The sequence below is a fragment of the Duganella margarita genome (genome assembly GCF_009857535.1).
Taxonomy (GTDB): Bacteria; Pseudomonadota; Gammaproteobacteria; order Burkholderiales; family Burkholderiaceae_D; genus Rugamonas; species Rugamonas margarita.
Window position 1 is genome coordinate 243,528 of record NZ_WWCS01000004.1, and the last position, 17,320, is coordinate 260,847.

Annotated in this window: 11 protein-coding genes; 7 read left to right on the top strand and 4 right to left on the bottom strand. The window is 62.4% G+C overall.

Annotated elements, in window-relative coordinates:
- Positions 1-192 precede the first annotated feature (192 nt).
- Both GTP55_RS08295 and GTP55_RS08300 read left to right on the top strand, forming a co-directional pair.
- Positions 193-1,095, top strand: a complete 903-nt coding sequence (locus GTP55_RS08295) for a LysR substrate-binding domain-containing protein (protein ID WP_161044467.1) — start codon at positions 193-195, stop codon at positions 1,093-1,095.
- A complete protein-coding gene (locus tag GTP55_RS08300; RefSeq protein ID WP_161044468.1) occupies positions 1,089-1,793 on the top strand; it encodes a substrate-binding periplasmic protein in 705 nt (234 codons plus the stop codon). Before GTP55_RS08295 ends, GTP55_RS08300 begins: the two co-directional genes overlap by 7 nt.
- On the opposite strand, the gene GTP55_RS08305 is transcribed toward GTP55_RS08300, so the two are convergent.
- From GTP55_RS08305 to GTP55_RS08315, 3 genes are all read right to left on the bottom strand, one after another.
- Entirely contained in the window at positions 1,790-4,006 is a 2,217-nt protein-coding gene (locus GTP55_RS08305) for a glycoside hydrolase family 3 N-terminal domain-containing protein (RefSeq protein WP_161044469.1), read from the bottom strand. The two genes, GTP55_RS08300 and GTP55_RS08305, sit on opposite strands and share 4 nt — an antisense overlap.
- Complete coding sequence (locus GTP55_RS08310; RefSeq protein ID WP_161044470.1) at positions 4,003-5,901, bottom strand: glycoside hydrolase family 2 protein; 1,899 nt, start codon at positions 5,899-5,901, stop codon at positions 4,003-4,005. The genes GTP55_RS08305 and GTP55_RS08310 overlap by 4 nt, the downstream gene beginning before the upstream one ends.
- A 113-nt stretch (positions 5,902-6,014) precedes the next feature.
- Positions 6,015-7,898, bottom strand: a complete 1,884-nt coding sequence (locus GTP55_RS08315; RefSeq protein ID WP_161044471.1) for a hypothetical protein — start codon at positions 7,896-7,898, stop codon at positions 6,015-6,017.
- A gap of 146 nt (positions 7,899-8,044) precedes the next feature.
- Here GTP55_RS08315 and GTP55_RS08320 point away from each other — a divergent pair, with 146 nt between their 5' ends.
- The 5 genes from GTP55_RS08320 (at position 8,045) to recQ (ending at position 16,639) form a co-directional block, all read left to right on the top strand.
- Entirely contained in the window at positions 8,045-8,866 is an 822-nt protein-coding gene (locus tag GTP55_RS08320; RefSeq protein ID WP_161044472.1) for an NAD-dependent epimerase/dehydratase family protein, read from the top strand.
- A 155-nt stretch (positions 8,867-9,021) separates the two neighbouring features.
- Complete coding sequence (locus GTP55_RS08325) at positions 9,022-11,172, top strand: glycoside hydrolase family 88 protein (RefSeq protein ID WP_161044473.1); 2,151 nt, start codon at positions 9,022-9,024, stop codon at positions 11,170-11,172.
- 109 nt (positions 11,173-11,281) lie between these two features.
- A complete protein-coding gene (locus GTP55_RS08330) occupies positions 11,282-13,672 on the top strand; it encodes a TonB-dependent receptor (protein ID WP_161044474.1) in 2,391 nt (796 codons plus the stop codon).
- Between the two features lie 281 nt (positions 13,673-13,953).
- Positions 13,954-14,790, top strand: a complete 837-nt coding sequence (locus tag GTP55_RS08335) for an undecaprenyl-diphosphate phosphatase (RefSeq protein WP_161044475.1) — start codon at positions 13,954-13,956, stop codon at positions 14,788-14,790.
- A gap of 28 nt (positions 14,791-14,818) precedes the next feature.
- A complete protein-coding gene (gene recQ, locus GTP55_RS08340; protein ID WP_161044476.1) occupies positions 14,819-16,639 on the top strand; it encodes a DNA helicase RecQ in 1,821 nt (606 codons plus the stop codon).
- Here the strand turns inward: recQ and GTP55_RS08345 are convergent.
- Positions 16,623-17,264, bottom strand: a complete 642-nt coding sequence (locus GTP55_RS08345; protein ID WP_161044477.1) for a TetR/AcrR family transcriptional regulator C-terminal domain-containing protein — start codon at positions 17,262-17,264, stop codon at positions 16,623-16,625. The genes recQ and GTP55_RS08345 overlap by 17 nt on opposite strands.
- Positions 17,265-17,320: the final 56 nt, after the last annotated feature.

Below are 17,320 nucleotides of genomic sequence, written 5' to 3' on the forward strand. Positions count from 1 at the left end.
CAGCGCCATTTGCGACAGCAGGCTGACCAGCTCGCGCTTGAAGCGCATCAGGAATTCAGGTTGTGTCATGGCTATCTCCTGCAAGAAAAACTTGTTCATGGAATTTTGTCTGCGCATGCGTTATATTCTGCGGTGGCTTTAGACCGTTATCAAACGAGTTATTCTCGTCACTCACATAAGAAAAACTTAGCCATGCCCAAACCACTGCGCTCCCTGTCCGGATTGCTTGATTTCGATTGCGCCGCGCGTTGGGGCAGCTTCAAGCTGGCCGCGCAGGAGCTGCACAAGACGCCGGCCGCCATCAGCCTGCAAGTCAAGCAGCTGGAGGAAACGCTGGGGTTCGAACTGTTCACGCGCCATCCGCGCCATATCGCGCTGACCGAAAAAGGCCAGGAGCTGGCCGCCACCGTGCGCCGCATGCTGGGCGAGTTGAATACCAAGGTGGCCGCGCTACAGGGCGGCGACGAGGAAAAGGTGCTGCGCATCTCGACCACCCACTCGCTGGCGATCAAATGGCTGGTGCCGCGCATCCCGCGCTTCACCATGCGCCATCCGGAGCTCGACATCCGCATCGATTCCAGCGACCTGCTGGCCGATATGAACGACGGCGGCACCGACATCGCGGTGCGCACCTACGACGCCATCCCCGGCGATCCCGACCTGCTGTTCCAGGACGAGCTGGTGGCGGTCTATAGCCCGTCGCTGCTGGCGCCCGGCGAGACCGAGATCACGCTGGAGACGCTAAACCGCTATCCGCTGCTGCACGAGCAGACCACCGACACCTGGATCAAGCTGCTGCGGCATAACAATGCCCTTAACGGCAATTACAACTTCTCGCGCAGCTACACCAATTTCGCGGTGATGGTACAGTCGGCGTTGGCCGGGCAAGGCGTGGCGCTGGTGTCGCACGCCATCGCCAACGAAGACCTGTGCAACGGTTCACTGAAGATGGTGCGCTGCGCGCATGCCGAATACAAGCGCGGCTACCGCATCATCGTCGGCCGCGGCAAGGACGGCATGGGCAAGATCACGCATTTTTGCGACTGGCTGCGCGAAGAAGTCGCCGTGATGCAGAAAGGGTTTTATCAATGTTAACGCGACTGATATTGGTCACGCTGCTGGCGGCAGCGCCGCTGCACGCCGCCGAAAGACCACCGCTGCGCTATCTGCAAAAAGTCGATGGCATGCTGACGCCGAGCCAGCAGCAGACCACCGTGTTCCAGGACCGGCTGGGCGCCGCACTGGCGCATCAGCTGGGACGACAGGTGAAATACATCGCGCTGCCGCGCCGGCGGCTGATGGCGGCGCTGGAAAACGGCGAGGGCGATATCCTGTGCAGCTATCTGCCCGAATGGCTGCAGGGTGAAGTCGACTGGACGCGCGCCTTTATCCCGACCAGCGAAGTGGTGGTGTCGTCGCCGCACGTCAAGCCGCCGGCCATGGTGGCGGACCTGCGCGGGCTGCGTCTCGGCACGGTGCTCGGCTACCAGTATCCGGAGCTGGAGAAAATCATCGGCAATGACTATATCCGCGACGATGCGCCGACCAGCGTGATGTCGATCCGCAAATGGCAGGCCGGCCGCGTCGACTACCTGGTCACGCAACGCACCGTGGTCAATCAGCAGATCGCCGAGGGCAAGCTGCCGCCCGGCTCTCACGTCCTCACTGTCCACGAAGTGAAAGCCCGCTGCGCCGTCTCCCGCAAGGGCCAGATCACCGTCGATGAAGTCAACGCGGCGATCAATGCCATGGAGAAGAGCGGCGAACTGGCCGGCATCCTGAAGCTGCGCTAGCGCAGGGTCAGCGTGCTTTCGAGGCGGATGTCGTCCGAAGCACTACCCACCATCAGCTTGAAGTCGCCCGCCTCCGCGCCCCATGCCAGCTGGTTGTTGAAGAAGGACAGCGTGTCACGGTTGATGGTGAAGCTGATGCGGCGCGTCTCGCCCGGTTTCAGGTGCACTTTCTGGAAGCCCTTCAATTCCTTCAGCGGCCGCACCACCGACGACACCATATCGCGCAGGTAGAGCTGCACAATCTCCGTGCCTTCCACCTTGCCGCTGTTGGCCAGGTCGAACGACAGCGTCACCTTGTCCTTGCCGCCCATGGCCGGGCTGCTCAACGTAATGCCGGAGTATTTGAAGTCGGTGTAGCTCAGGCCATGGCCGAACGCATAGCGCGGCGTGTTGACGGAATCGATGTAGGCCGATTTGTAGACCACGTTCTTTTCATCGGTGACCGGACGCCCCGTGCTGTACTGCGCATACGACAGCGGAATCTGCCCCACGCTGCGCGGGAAGGTGATCGGCAGTTTGGCGGATGGATTGTAGTCGCCGAACAGCACATTGGCCACCGCGTTGCCGCCTTCGCTGCCGGGGAACCAGGCGTAGACGATGGCGTCGGCCTTGTCGGCGATGGTGTTGAACACCAGCGGACGGCCCGCCAGCATCACCACCACCACCGGCTTGCCGGTGGCCTTCAACGCGTTGAACAGCGCTTCCTGCTGGCCGGGCAGCGAGATGTCGGTACGCGACTTGGCTTCTCCGCTCATATCCCAGGTTTCACCGACCGCCAGCACGATGACGTCCGATTGCGACGCGGTGGCGACAGCGGCGGCAAAGCCTTCGGCCGATGCGCAACCGGGTGCGCAAGCTTGTGCATAGCTGATCTCCGCCTTGCCGGCGTGGCCGCGCATGCCTTCCAGGATGCTGACTACCTTGGCGCGTTCGCCCTGCACCACCCAGCCGCCTTCCAGATCGCGCTGCGCGTCGGCCAGCGGGCCAATCACCGCAATGCGTTTGGCATCACGCGACAGCGGCAGCAGCTTGCCGTCGTTCTTCAGCAGCACGATGGACTTCTGCGCCACATCCAGCGCGGCGGCGCGGTGCGAAGCATCTCCCAGCACGGCCTTCTCGCGCGCAGCGTCGGAGTAGCGGTATGGATCGTCGAACAGGCCAAGTTCAAATTTCTTGACCAGCACGCGGCGCACGGCATCGTCCAGCGTCGCCATCTTCACCTTGCCGGCTTTGACGGCGGCTTCCAGATGCTGGCTGTAGGCGTAGCCTTCCATGTCCATATCACTGCCGGCATTGATGGCCTTGACGGCGGCGTCGGACAAATCGGCCGCATACCCGTGCGGCACCATCTCGCGCACCGAACCCCAGTCACTGACCACGAAGCCCTTGTACTTCCAGGCGCCCTTCAGGATATCGCGCTGAAGCATGCTGTTGCCGGTGGCCGGCACGCCGTTCAGCGTATTGAAGGAGTTCATGAAGGTCGCCGCGCCGGCATCGGCGGCAGCCTTGAACGGCGGCAGATACACTTCATACAGCTGCTGCGGACTCATATCGACCGCGTTGTAGTCGCGGCCCGCAATCGCCGCGCCATAGGCGGCAAAGTGCTTGGCGGTGGCCATGACGGAATCGGTGGCGCCCAGCTTCTTGCCCTGGAAGCCATGCACGCGCGCGGCGGCGATCTGCGAACCAAGATAGGTGTCTTCGCCGGCGCCTTCCATCACACGGCCCCAGCGCGGGTCGCGGGCGATATCCACCATCGGCGCGAAGGTCCAGTGGATGCCGGCGGCGGCGGCTTCCCTGGCGGCGATGTGGGCGGACAGCTCGATCGCATCCAGATCCCACGAAGCCGCTTCGCCCAGCGGCACCGGGAACACGGTCTTGTAGCCGTGGATGACGTCAAGGCTGAACAGCAGCGGGATCTTCAGCCGGGATTGCAGCGCCAGCGCCTGGATCTCGCGCGTGTCGGCCACACCGATCACATTCAGCATCGAGCCGACCTTGCCGGCGCGGATATCGGCCAGCTTGGCAGCGTATTCGCTGCTGGCGGGGCCGGTGAACTGGCGGCCGGACAGTTGATGCAGCTGCCCGACCTTCTCGGCCACCGTCATCTGCTTCATCAGGTCCGCGACCTTGCGGTCGATTTGCGCATCTTGCGCATGGGCGGAAAAAGCCAAAGCCGCGCTGATGGCGGCAGCAATGTATTTTGTCTTCATTTGTATTGTTGTTGCTTCTGGTCGTAGTAGGACTTCAGCGTGTAGAAGGCTTGCTTCTTCTTGCCGGTCTCGGAGATCAGGCCCTTGCGGTTCCAGTAGTCCTGATAGTAAGGATGCGGACGACGCGGCGAACGGAAGTCCGCCAGCACCCATGGCGTCATGCCGCGCAGGCCGGGAATCGCATCCAGCAGCTTGAAGGTGTTCTTGTACAACTGGTCCTGATATTCCTCGCTCCACTTGGTATCGCTGTCGGCGTGGTAGCCGCCCAGCGCATCGGCGCCAAACTCGGTCACAATCACCGGCTTGTTGTAATTAACCTTGAAGGAGAACTTCAACATCTCCTTGTTGTTGGACCAGTACCAGCCGGCGTACTGGTTAAAGCTGGCCAGGTCAATCTTCTCTGCCAGCGGATCTTCCACCGTCACCACGTCGCCGCTGCGATGCACTTCCAGCGCCGCGCCAACCAGACGGGTACGGTCCAGGGTCCGCACGGTATCGGCCAGCTTGCTCATGAATTGCGTGCGCACCGGGCTCACAGGCGTCTCGTTACCGATCGACCAGATAATGACGCTGGCGCGATTCTTGTCGCGCACCACCAGGTCGGTCAGCTGCTGCTGCGCGTTGGCGTAGACTTCCGGCTTCTCCCACGAGATGGTCCAGTACACCGGCACCTCGGCCCACACCAGGATGCCCATTTCGTCGGCCAGCTTGATCATCTCTTCGCTGTGCGGATAGTGCGCCAGACGGACGTAGTTGCAGTTCATGTCCTTGGCCCATTGCAGCATCATGCGCATATCGCCTTCGCCGCGCAGGCGGCCGGGGATCAGCGGGTTCTCGTCATGCAGCGAAATCCCGCGCAGGAAGATGGATTTCCCGTTCAGCAGAATATCGTGGCCGCGCGTTTCGATGGTGCGCAGGCCGATGCGGTCGTTCAGCGCATCGGTGGCGCCGGCGATGGTTACCGTGTACAGCTTCGGATCTTCCGGCGACCAGTAGCGCACCTTGTTCTTCGGCAGGGCGATGCTGACTGCGGCGCGGCCATTGGCGTCGGTGCGCACCACGGTCTTGAGTCCTAGTTCCGCAATGGAGATGGTGACGTCCTGCGCGCGCTGTACGCCGGCCAGCTGCACATGGCCTTCGATGCGGCCCATGTCGCCCTTGGCCAGCTGGATCTGATAGTCCTCGATGTAGGTGTCCGGCGTTTCGGCCAGGATCACGTCGCGCGTGATGCCGCCGTAGTTCCACCAATCAGTATTCACGGTCGGGATATCGTCCTGATGGCGCGTGTTGTCGGCCTTGACGACGAGGTTGTTCTCGCCGTTCAGCAAACGGCCCGTCACCTCGAACTGGAACGGCGTGAAGCCGCCCTTGTGGCTACCGATCTTTTTGCCGTTCAGGTAGACGTGCGCTTCGTAATTGACGGCGCCGAAGTAGAGGAAGTAGCGCTTGCCGACCTTCGGCGCGGCGACGAACTTCTGCCGCATCCACAGCGTGCCTTCGTAGAATTCCAGCTTGGCGTTCTGCGAATTCCAGTCGCCCGGCACCGCCAGCGTCGGCGAGCTGTCGAAGTTGTATTCGACCGCGTCATCCTTGTCCTTCGGCTTGCGGTCATCGTAGAAGCCACCGGCGCCGCTTGGCGACTGGTCGAACGGCTGGCGGCGATAGTTGTAGTAACCCGTTTCGTACGGATCGATGATGTAGCTCCAGCGGCCGTCCAGCAGCACATGCTGGCGGCCGTAGATGTTTTGCAGCGTGGGCGGCTGCCTGGCCAGTTCGGCGCGCGCGCCATTGCCCTTGTTGGCCTGCGCCTGTCCCGGCGCCTGATCGTCCTGCGCGCTTGCCGTCAGCGTTACGGCAAGGCAGCTTGATAACAGCAGCTTCCACACTTTATGCATTCATGTCTCCTGAAGTTTTTTTATCGCTGGCATGCCACACCGTCACTCCCGCGCAGGCGGGAGTCCATAGAGCGCCAGCTCCGCATGGGTTCCCGCTTTCGCGGGAACGACGGTTACTGGTACTTGATGCTCCACTTGATCGTCAGCGGTTCTTTCAACGTCAGCTTGCCGGTGCTGCACGTGACCAGCGTCTTCATCGCACCATACGGCGCCATGAAGTCCTTGCTGCCACTGGTCGGCGCGGACTGGCATTGCTGTAAGCCGCTGACACTGTATTCCGTCACATCGCCCTGCGCGAAGGTGACGGTATTACCCTTAATGGTAGCCTGATCCGAGAAAGAGGCGAATTCCAGTGACACCTTCTCCACTTCCTGCGCGCCAACCGGGGTGTAGACATCGGTACGGGTCATCAGACCGTGTTCCAGCTGGTAGGTGGTTTGCAGCTTGATGCGGCCATCCTTGACCGGCGAACGCTTGCCCAGTTTGTCCAGTTCATCCTGACGATAGGTGATGGTATAGCGCTGGCCGTCCTTGACGGTCTTGATGTCCTTGATCCACGCGGCGCCGATCAACTGCGAGCCGTCGGCCATGGTGAACTTCGGCAGCAGCTGCGGATGCGCGCTGCCGCTGTCGGCCACGCCGGAGACGATGCCCTGCGCGAACGGCAGCGGGTAGTAAGGGCTGTTGTCATGCTGGCTGATGCCGCCGTTGATCATGTTCAGGCTGACCACGTGCTTACCGTCGCGGAAAATCGCCAGCGCGCGGTCGTAGTCGCCGTGCGCAAAGGTAGTCATGCTGAACTGCGGACGGTTCTTGTCCAGCCATGCCTGCAAATCGGCCTTCGGCTGCACGTCCTTGAAGCCGGCCTCGTTCCACATCTCGTTGGTGGACAGCAGCTGATGCAGCAGCGAGAAGTTCTCGCCGAGGATGCGGTGCTTGCCGCGATAGGTGTCGGTGCGGCGGCCCTTGCCCCACATATCCAGCGAATGCATGGACGGGTCATACCAGAAGTCCATGTAGCGCGCCGCCACGCGCGACGAGAAGGCGTAGGCGTACTGCTTCTCTTCCGGCGTCAGTACGTTCAGGTAGGCCGACACGGACAGGATCTCCACCAGCGCCGTTTCGCCATACGGGCCAAGGCTGCGGCCAAAGCTGAAACCATCGCCGGCAGTGTTGGACACGTTCAGCGCGATATCGGCCGCCTTGCGCAGCAGGCCTTTCAGCTCGTCGGTCGGTTGCAAACCGGTTTCCAGGAAGCGCTCGCAGATCTCGGCGATCAGCAGGATGCTGTAACGGTCGAAACGCCCCTCGCCGTCTGTCTCATCGGAGAAACCGTACTGGCCGGAGTACTTCTTGTAATGCGTGAGCATTTTCTCCAGCAGCACCTTGCCGGCACTATCGTCCTCCCAGCCCATCAGCATGCGCAGGCGCGCGATGCTGAAGGCGACGCCGTAATAGTTGGTCGGCAGCGAAATCAGATCCCACTGCGGCGTGACAAAGGTGCGCCAGTCCAGCTGCTTGCGCAGCTTCTCCAGCGTGGCCGGGCTGACGGCGCGCTCCAGCAGGCCGGCCTGCTTCAGCTTCACCAGCGTGCCGATGTAGTAGTAGATGCCCCATGTATGGTTATCCATGCCGACCGTCATATCGGCGATCGCGCGGTAGTCCTTCAGCTTCTGTTCCAGCGATGGATCATCCTTGGGCGTATTGAGCAGCACATGGCCCAGGCCCGCCGCCACTTTCCCCGGCAGGAATTTGTCGCCGCTTTTGAACGGCGAGGTGCCGTCCATGACGATGCCCTCCTTCTCCGTCGCCAGCTTCTTGAAGAAGAAGTCCAGTTGCGTGTACGCGTTGTCCTGCACGATGCGGTTCATCGACGTGGTGGCCAGCGGCGGCACGTAGTTGGCGGGAGTGACTTGAGCGGGAATTTGGGCGACAGCAGCGGAGGCGGGAGCGACGGCCAGCAGCACCGCCAGCGCGGTGGAATTCAAGGATGTCATGTGGTGTCTCAATTGTTATGGAAAACGTTTTACGGATGGTATGTGATTTTTCTGTGCAGGTAAAGCCACGTCACCAACTATTCCATTGACCCAGAGAGCAAAATGGTTATACTTGCGATTAAACGTTTAACCAAACACACCTAAAAATGACCAACACCACCACTCAGAAACCCTTTAAACGCATCCTCCTGACCGGCGCCGGCGGCGGCCTGGGAACCGTGCTGCGCGAACGCGCCAAAGCGTGGGCGGATATCGTCCGCCTGAACGACGTCAAGGATCTCGGCCCCGCGCGCGATGGCGAGGAAATCGTTATCGGCGACCTGGCCGACCGCGACAAGGTCATGGCCATGATGGAAGGCGTGGACGCCGTACTGCACTTCGGCGGCATTTCGGTCGAAGACAAGTTTGAGCCGATCATGAACGCCAATATCCTCGGCCTGCACCATCTGTACGAGGCGGTGCACAAGTGCGGCGTCAAGCGCGTGATCTACGCCAGCTCCAGCCACGTAGTGGGCTTCTACAAGACCACCGACCTGGTGGACGCCAGCATGCCGCTGCGTCCCGATGGTTTCTACGGCGTCTCCAAGGCCTTCGGCGAAGCGCTGTCGCGCTACTACTACGACCGCTTCGGCACCGAGACCGTGTGCCTGCGCATCGGCTCCTCGTTCCCGGAACCGAAGAATCCGCGCATGATGGTCACCTTCCTGGCCTACGACGACCTGGTGGAGCTGATCCGCTGCTCGCTGTTCACGCCGCGCGTCGGCCACACCATCACCTTCGGCACCTCGGACAATCCGGTCAAGTGGTGGGACAACAAGCACGCCTCGCACCTGGGCTATGTGCCGCAGCACAGCGCCAAGGACTATGCCGGCAATTTCCCCGATAGCGCCGACTATCCAGAGGCGGGCGATGCGCCGACCATCTACCAGGGCGGCCCGTTCGTCGTAGCAGGACCGATGTACAAATAACCACCGTCATTCCCGCGCACGCGGGAATCCATGCCGAGCGTCTCGACACGCGTTCCATGGACTCCCGCCTGCGCGGGAGCGACGGCGATAAACATAAGAGGAGACACATGACATCACCGCATCTTCGCATAGCTGTATTGGCCGCTGTTGCGGCCATGTGCTATACCGTTCCCGCCATCGCCGCCGATATGCCCGCCGTGCAGGCGGCAGCGCCATCGGCCGCCATCAATCCGAAAGCCGTGCTGTCCACCATGGAGCGCGTGGCCGACTGGCAGCTGGCCAATCCCAGCAAGCACCGTCCGGACGACTGGACGCAGGCGGTCGGCTACAACGGCATCATGGCGCTGGCGAATATCTCCGGCAGCAGCAAGTACCGCGATGCGATGATCGCCATGGGCGAGAAGAACAACTGGAATCTCGGCCCCAATCACTACCACGCGGATGACCACATCGTCGGCCAGACCTACGCCGAGCTGTATCTGCAAACGCACGATCCGAAAATGATCGCGCCGATGCGCGCCAGCTTCGACGACATCCTCGCCAACCGCCGCAGCGGCACGCTGGAATTCACCGTCAAGGGCAACCAGGACCGCTGGTCGTGGTGCGACGCGCTGTACATGGCGCCGCCGGCCTGGCTGCGCCTGTGGGCCATCACCGGCGACCAGCGTTATCTGGACTTCGCCATCAGCGAATGGTGGGTGACCTCCGACTACCTGTACGACAAGGAAGAACACCTGTACTTCCGCGACTCCAATTACTTCGACAAACGCGAAGCCAACGGCAAGAAGGTCTACTGGGGACGCGGCAACGGCTGGGTGATGGGTGGCCTGGTGCGCGTACTGCAATACCTGCCGGAGAATCATCCCGAGCGCCCACGCTTCGTCCAGCAGTACAAGGAGATGGCGGCAAAACTGCTGACGTTGCAGCAGCCGGATGGCCTGTGGCGCGCCAGCCTGCTCGATCCGGCGACCTATCCGATGAAGGAGTCGAGCGGCTCGGCGCTGTATGCATATGCGTTTGCCTGGGGCGTCAATCAGGGCCTGCTGGATGCGAAAGCGTACAAGCCCGCGGTGCAGAAGGCGTGGACCGCGCTGGTGGCCAACGTGCAGGCGGACGGCAAGCTGACGCACGTGCAGCCGATAGGCCTGGCGCCGAAAGTCTTCGATGACAATCTGACCGAGGTGTACGGCGTCGGCGGTTTCCTGCTGGCCGGCAGCGAGGTGTATCGCATGGCAGTGCTGGAGCACACGAAGCCGCAGACGGTCAGCGTCGCCAATCCCACCAGCGGCGTGCGCGGCGACGAACTGGCCGAAGCGACCATCGGCAAAGGCATCAGCAAGCCGGTGGTGATGGACGCCGCCACCTCGGCCATCGTCAGTTCACAAGTGATTGGCAAACAGATCGTCTTCCCGGTCAACCTGGCGGCGGGCGAAACGCGCCGCTACCTGGTGCTGCCGGCCGATCATCTGGCCGCCGTGCCGCCGGCCGACGTCAAGACGCACGCGCGCTTCGTGCCGGAACGGCTGGACGATTTCGCCTGGGAGAGCGACCGCACCGCGCACCGCGTGTACGGTCCGGCCATCGTCAACGATCCGAAAGAACACCTGATCAGCAGCGGCGTGGACGTGTGGGTCAAGAAGGTGCGCACGCCGGTGGTCGATAAATGGTACAAGCGCGGCGAGTATCACCACGACGTCGGCGAAGGCCTCGACTTCTACGATGTGGGCCAGAGCCGCGGCTGCGGCGGCACCACCATCCTCGCCAACGGCAAGCTGCATAACTCGTCCAACTTCAAGACGTGGAAGGTGCTGGCCGATGGCCCATTGCGCGCCATCTTCGAGCTGGCCTACGGCGACTGGGATGCCGGCAACGGCCGCATGGTCTCCGAAGTGAAGCGCTACTCGATCGACGCCGGCTCCAACATGACGCGCGTTGAAACCCGCTTCAAGGCCAGCGGCAAAGGGCCGCTGACGGTCGGCGTGGGCATGGTCCAGCGCGACGGCGACGGCCACTACGTCAACGGCGCGGGTTCGGCCGAAGGCTGGGCCGCCTACTGGCAACCGCCGCACGGCGACGACGGCAGCATCGGCTGCGGCGTGGTGCTGCCGGTCGGCGCCAGCGGCTACGAATTGATCGACAAGCAGCAGTTCACGCTGGGCACGGCGCAACCGGGCCAGCCCTTCGTCTACTACTTCGGTGCCGGCTGGAGCAAAAGCGGCGACTTTGCCGACGCCGCCGCCTGGGACGCCTATGTCCGCAACTACGCCCAAAAGCTGAAAGCACCGCTCAAAGTCAGTACGCAGTAAACGCCCCGCCGGCCGTTCGAAAGACGCCGGCGGATTTTTTTAAACCCGAAGTGGAAACGGTACCACAATCTAGTTTCAGCACCAAAATCAAAAATACAGGAGATACCACATGCAACCGAAGCAACCCAAACTGCGGCTCATCACGGCCGCTGTGTCCCTCGCGCTGCTGGCCGGCGGCGCGGCGGCACAACAAGCGACCGATAACGGCAAGCTGGAATCGGTGATCGTCACCGCCAACAAGCGCGCCCAGAACCTGCAGGACGTCCCCGCCTCGATCACCGTGCTGAACGACGCCGTGCTGCAACGCGCCAACGTGCGCGACCTGGAAGACATCCCGTCGCTGTCGCCGGCGCTGACGTTGTCCTACGGCACCCAGCCGGGCAACTTCAGCATCAATATGCGCGGCATCGGCACCTTCTCGCTGGGCATCGGCGTGGAGGCGGACGTGGCCGTCATCGTCGACGACGTGCCGCTCGGCATGCAGGCCGGCGCCTTCAAGGATCTGGCCGACGTCGGCCGCATCGAAGTGCTGAAAGGCCCGCAGAGCACGCTGTTCGGCAAGAGCTCGATTGCCGGCGCGATCAACATCACCACCAAGCCGCTGGGCGGCCCGTGGAAAACCACCGCCACCACCTACGTCACCAACGACGACGAATGGCGGGTCGGCGTCAGCACCGGCGGCGCCGTGTCCGACACCTTGCGCCTGCGCCTCGCCGCCAGCAAGACCAACTTTGACGGCACGCTCAACAACCTCACCACCGGCAAAAAGCTCAACGGCAGCAAGGGCGACAACCTCAGCGGCAAACTGGAATGGCAACCGCTCGACCAGCTGACCCTGACGCTGACGCCGCACTACAACCGCACCGAAAAATTCTGCTGCTCGACCGCCTTCACCTCGATGTCGCCGGGCGCGCTGTACCGCAATGCGCCGCAGCTGCCGCCGTCGGTGGTGCTGTCAGGCATCACCATCAGTCCGGACAACCGCGACGTGCGCAACGATTACCCGACCGGCGGCAAGTTCCACGACGCCGGCACCGGCGTCAAGCTGGACTGGGCGTTCGACGACAACGGGCCGCTGGCCGGCCACACACTGAGCTCGATCTCGTCCTACGGCAAATACCATATGGACGACTACCAGGACAACGACAACACCGACGTCGACATCCTGCCGTTCCTGCTGCTGCCGAACGGCCAGCCGACCGGCATGCATGGCGGCCTGTACCAGTACGGCAGCTTCGACGTCGCCTCGACCACGCAGGAATTCCGCCTGACCTCGCCGGACAAGGGCGCGCTGCGCTACGTCGCCGGCCTGTGGTACGGCAAGAACGACCTTACGCGCGAACTGACCAAGGCGCCGCTGATCCAGGCCTACGGCACCGCCTACGGCGCCGATGCGTGGAACATCAGCAAAGCCATTTACGGCCAGGGCTCGTGGGACTTCCGCCCGGACACCAGCCTGATCGTCGGCGCCCGCTACAACGACGAGGACACCGGCTACAACTTCCGCCGCTACACGGTGCCGCCGCAAGTGCACGCCATGACCGAGTTCTACACCAAGTCCGACAACGACAAGAGCAGCACCTGGAAGCTGGGCCTGGAGCACCGCCTGAACAAGGACACCATGCTGTACGCCATGGCCTCCACCGGCCACAAGGGCAAGGCCTACGACCTGACCTCCGGCTTCACCGCCGCCACCGCCGCCTTGCCTGCGGTCGCGCCGGAAACCGCCAAGAGCTACGAGCTGGGCTGGAAGCAAAGCCTGTGGGACAACCGCGCGATGTTCAGCGTGGCGCTGTTCCGCACCAATTTCAGGCACTTCCAGCAATCGTCCAGCTTCTTTGACGACGACGGCACCTTCCGCACCGGCCTGAACAGCATCGGCGGCCTGCGCACGCAAGGGCTGGAAGTGGAAGGCAACGTCCGCGTCACGCGCGAACTGCAGCTGAACGGCAGCTTCGCTTATACGGAAGCCACGATCCAGTCGTTTGAAAACGGCCCGTGCTACAACGTCATCAACGCTGCCGGCACCGCCGGCGTGCCGGGACCGGGCTGCGCGCAGAATCCCAGGTTCAACAACACCTTCGTGCAGAACCTGGCCGGCAAGACCCTGCCGAACGCGCCCAAGGTCAAAGTCAACCTCGGCGGCCAGTACGACCTGATGCTGCCGTCGTACAGTTTCAACGGCTTTGTGTCCGGCTCCACGCGCTACCAGAGCCGCACGCAGTTCTCGCTGAACCAGGACCCAGGCACCATCCAGGACGCCTACAGCATCACCAACCTGAGCTTTGGCGTCAAGGACAAGCAGGACCGCTACAAGGTCACCTTGCTGGTCAACAACCTGTTCGACAAGCGCTACGCGACCGGCCTGAATAACGCCATCGCCAACGGCACCTGGAGCCCGAAAGCGCCGAACACGCCGGTGGCGGTCAACACCACCGAATGGATGCCGCCGCGCGACTTCCAGCGCTACTTCGGCGCCCGCCTCGACGTGACCTTCTAAGCAACTCCGGGGTCAGGTCTCACATTTCTACACGAGCTCATGTTCGAATGTGAGACCTGACCCCGGATTATTAATGGCATCTCCCTCGCGACTCCGCTGTTGCGGTCGCTATTTTGCCCTCGCAGCCTGCTGCGGGGGCTTTTTTTCATTCAGCCTTAACAGAGGCTCGATTACGCTTGAGTCACATTGGCAAAATTGCGTGTCCGGCATGGTAAGCTTCGACCCCGGCGCCCTGCTTGCCGTTCCTTTTTCTCAATCCTCCACGTGTAAATACTTAATTCATGGACATCGTACTCGCGCTGAAAGCCCTCATCATGGGCCTGGTTGAAGGTTTTACGGAATTCTTGCCGATTTCCTCTACTGGTCACCTGATCCTGACTGAGCACCTGCTGGGTTTCCACGGCATGGAAGAGAAAATGAAAGTGTTCGAGATCGTCATCCAGGCCGGCGCCATGCTGGCCGTGATCTGGGAATTCCGCGCCCGCATCATCGCCGTGCTGACCGGTCTCGGCGATCCCAAACAACAACGCTTCGCCACCAATGTGCTGATCGCCTTCATCCCGGCCGCCGTGCTGGGCGTGCTGTTCGACAAGGCCATCAAGCAGGTGCTGTTCGCGCCGGTGCCGGTGGCGCTGGCCTTCATCATCGGCGGCTTCGTCATCCTGTGGGTGGAAAAACGCGCCAAGGACCAGCCCACTTCGGCCCGCATCACCTCGGTCGACGACCTCAAGCCGCTGGACGCGCTGAAAATCGGCATCGCCCAGGCCTTCGCCCTGATTCCCGGCACCAGCCGCTCCGGCGCCACCATCATGGGCAGCATGATCTTCGGCCTGTCGCGCCAGGTCGCCACCGAATTTTCGTTCTTCCTGGCAATTCCGACGCTGATGGGCGCCACCGTCTACTCGCTGTACAAGGAACGCGCGCTGCTGTCGGCCGCCGACCTGCCGCTGTTTACCATCGGTACCGTGTCGGCGTTTATCTCGGCGTTCCTGTGCGTGCGCTGGCTGCTGCGCTATATCAGCTCGCATACCTTTACGGTTTTTGCATGGTATCGCATCGCTTTTGGCCTGCTGGTGCTCGTGACCGCGTATACTGGCGCCATCGTCTGGGCCGAATAACACTTTTCCGTAAAGCAGTCGCAGTAACATGATTCATCAGGACAACAACGAACGCGCACTCCATTTGCTGCAAACTGTGTTTGGCTATCCGGCCTTCCGCGGACAGCAGGGGGAGATTGTCGGCCATGTGGCCGGCGGCGGCGACGCGCTGGTCCTGATGCCCACCGGCGGCGGCAAGTCGCTGTGCTATCAGATTCCTGCGCTGCTGCGCGACGGCGTCGGCGTGGTGGTGTCGCCGCTGATCGCGCTGATGCAGGACCAGGTCGACGCGCTGGAGGAAGTCGGCGTGCGCGCCGCCTTCCTCAATTCCACGCAAACCTACGAAGAGGCCAGCCGCATCGAACGCCTGGTGCGCACCGGCGAGATCGATCTGGTCTACGTGGCGCCCGAGCGGCTGATGACGGAACGCTGCCTGAACCTGTTCCAGAACTCGAACATCGCGCTGTTTGCGATCGACGAGGCGCACTGCGTGTCGCAATGGGGCCACGACTTCCGCCCCGAGTACATCAAGCTGTCGATCCTGCACGAGCAGTTCCCCAACGTGCCGCGCATCGCGCTGACCGCCACCGCCGATCCGCAGACCCGCGCCGAAATCGTCCACCGCCTGCAACTGGAGGACGCGGCGCAATTCGTCTCCTCGTTCGACCGCCCCAACATCCGCTACTCGATCGTGGAAAAGGGCAATGGCCGCAAGCAGCTGCTGGACTTCATCACCGCCGAACATGGCGGCGATTGCGGCATCGTCTACTGCCTGTCGCGCAAGAAGGTCGAGGAGACCGCCGAATTCCTCAACGAGAACGGCGTGCGCGCGCTGGCCTATCATGCCGGCATGGACCACGCCAAGCGGGCCGCCAACCAGGCCAAGTTCCTGCGCGAAGAGAACATCGTCATGTGCGCCACCATCGCCTTCGGCATGGGCATCGACAAACCGGACGTGCGCTTCGTCTGCCACCTGGATCTGCCTAAAAGTATCGAAGGCTACTACCAGGAGACCGGCCGCGCCGGCCGTGACGGCGGCCCGGCCGATGCGTGGATGGCCTACGGCCTGCAGGACGTGGTACTGCAACGCCGGATGATCGACGAATCCGAAGCCGACGAAACCTTCAAGCGCGTGTTGGGCAACAAGCTCGATGCGATGCTCGGCCTGTGCGAAACCCTGAGCTGCCGGCGCGTGCGCCTGCTGGACTACTTCGGCGAACAGGCCGGCCCGTGCGGCAATTGCGATACCTGCTTGATTCCGCCGGTATCGTTCGACGGCACGGTGCCGGTGCAGAAAATCCTGTCGACGGTGTACCGGGTCGACCAGCGCTTCGCCGCCGGTCACGTGATCGACGTGCTGCGCGGCCAGGAGACGGAGCGGATCAAGACCTGGCACCACGATTCGCTGTCGGTGTTCGGCATCGGCGCCGACCGCAGCGAACAGGAATGGCGCGCCATCCTGCGCCAGGTAATCGCGCTCGGCCTGCTGACGGTCGACCATGAACAATACAGCTCGCTGAAGCTGACCGACGCCGCGCGTCCGGTGCTCAAGGGCGGCCAGAAGGTGCAGCTGCGCCAGTACCAGAAACCGGTCAAGGCCAAGCCGAGCCGCGCCGCCAAGGGCTACGTCGAGAGCGACCTGTCGGAACACGAACAGCGGCTGTTCGACCGCCTGCGCTCGTGGCGCATGGGAACCGCGCGCGAACACAACGTCGCCGCCTACATCATCTTCAACGACGCCACGCTGCGCGAAATCGCCAAGGCCCGCCCGACCGCGCTGGACGACCTGCGCGGCATCTCCGGCGTCGGCGAGAAAAAACTGGCCTCCTACGGCGACGAAATCGTCAACCTGATCAGCGAGATGGATTAAGCCGCGCGGCCAGGCCATCCAGCATCAAATCCAGCCCAAACTGGAAGCGGCTGTCGAAATCAGGATTGAAAATGTCCTGCCGCGCTGCGTGCAGATGGGGGAACATGGTCAGCGCATGGACCAGGAACGACGTCGTGCGCTGCTCCAGTTCCGCAGCCGGGATGGCGTCCGGCGCCAGGCCACTTTCCTCCATCACAAAACCCAGCACGAAATACAGTACGCTGAAGGCGCCCCATGACGCCAGCCGTGTATCGGCGCCGGCTTCGCGCAGCGGCGCCATCATCATTTCGCCGACTCGCATCACATTAGGCATGGTCACGTAAGTACCGGCGAACACGCGCGCGCCGTCGCGACGCGACTGCAAGGCGCCACGCATCTCGACCGCCACTGCCATCAGCCGTTCGCGCCATGATTGCGCTGCGGTAGTTGGCTGTACCGCCACCTCCGCCACCAGGGCATCAGCCATTGCATCGAGCAGTACCTGCTTGCTGGCGAAATGCCAGTACAACGAGGCCGCCTTGACCTCCAGCGCATCGGCCAGACGGCGCATGGTCAGCCCGTCAAGCCCGGTCTCATCCAGTAGCTCCAGCGCCTTGGCAACCACTTGCTCTTTTTGTATGCCCATTAAAAAACCCTTTGCACTCAAGACTAACGGTGTTAGTTTACACAAACTAACAACGT

Excerpts from the sequence above, each read along its gene's own strand:
- GTP55_RS08330 (WP_161044474.1), top strand. The coding sequence starts at position 11,282 with ATGCAACCGAAGCAACCCAAACTGCGGCTCATCACGGCCGCTGTGTCC.
- GTP55_RS08320 (WP_161044472.1), top strand. The coding sequence starts at position 8,045 with ATGACCAACACCACCACTCAGAAACCCTTTAAACGCATCCTCCTGACC.
- GTP55_RS08305 (WP_161044469.1), bottom strand. The coding sequence starts at position 4,006 with ATGAAGACAAAATACATTGCTGCCGCCATCAGCGCGGCTTTGGCTTTT.
- GTP55_RS08325 (WP_161044473.1), top strand. The coding sequence starts at position 9,022 with ATGTGCTATACCGTTCCCGCCATCGCCGCCGATATGCCCGCCGTGCAG.
- GTP55_RS08345 (WP_161044477.1), bottom strand. The coding sequence starts at position 17,264 with ATGGGCATACAAAAAGAGCAAGTGGTTGCCAAGGCGCTGGAGCTACTG.
- GTP55_RS08295 (WP_161044467.1), top strand. The coding sequence starts at position 193 with ATGCCCAAACCACTGCGCTCCCTGTCCGGATTGCTTGATTTCGATTGC.
- GTP55_RS08315 (WP_161044471.1), bottom strand. The coding sequence starts at position 7,898 with ATGACATCCTTGAATTCCACCGCGCTGGCGGTGCTGCTGGCCGTCGCT.
- GTP55_RS08335 (WP_161044475.1), top strand. The coding sequence starts at position 13,954 with ATGGACATCGTACTCGCGCTGAAAGCCCTCATCATGGGCCTGGTTGAA.
- recQ (WP_161044476.1), top strand. The coding sequence starts at position 14,819 with ATGATTCATCAGGACAACAACGAACGCGCACTCCATTTGCTGCAAACT.
- GTP55_RS08310 (WP_161044470.1), bottom strand. The coding sequence starts at position 5,901 with ATGCATAAAGTGTGGAAGCTGCTGTTATCAAGCTGCCTTGCCGTAACG.
- GTP55_RS08300 (WP_161044468.1), top strand. The coding sequence starts at position 1,089 with ATGTTAACGCGACTGATATTGGTCACGCTGCTGGCGGCAGCGCCGCTG.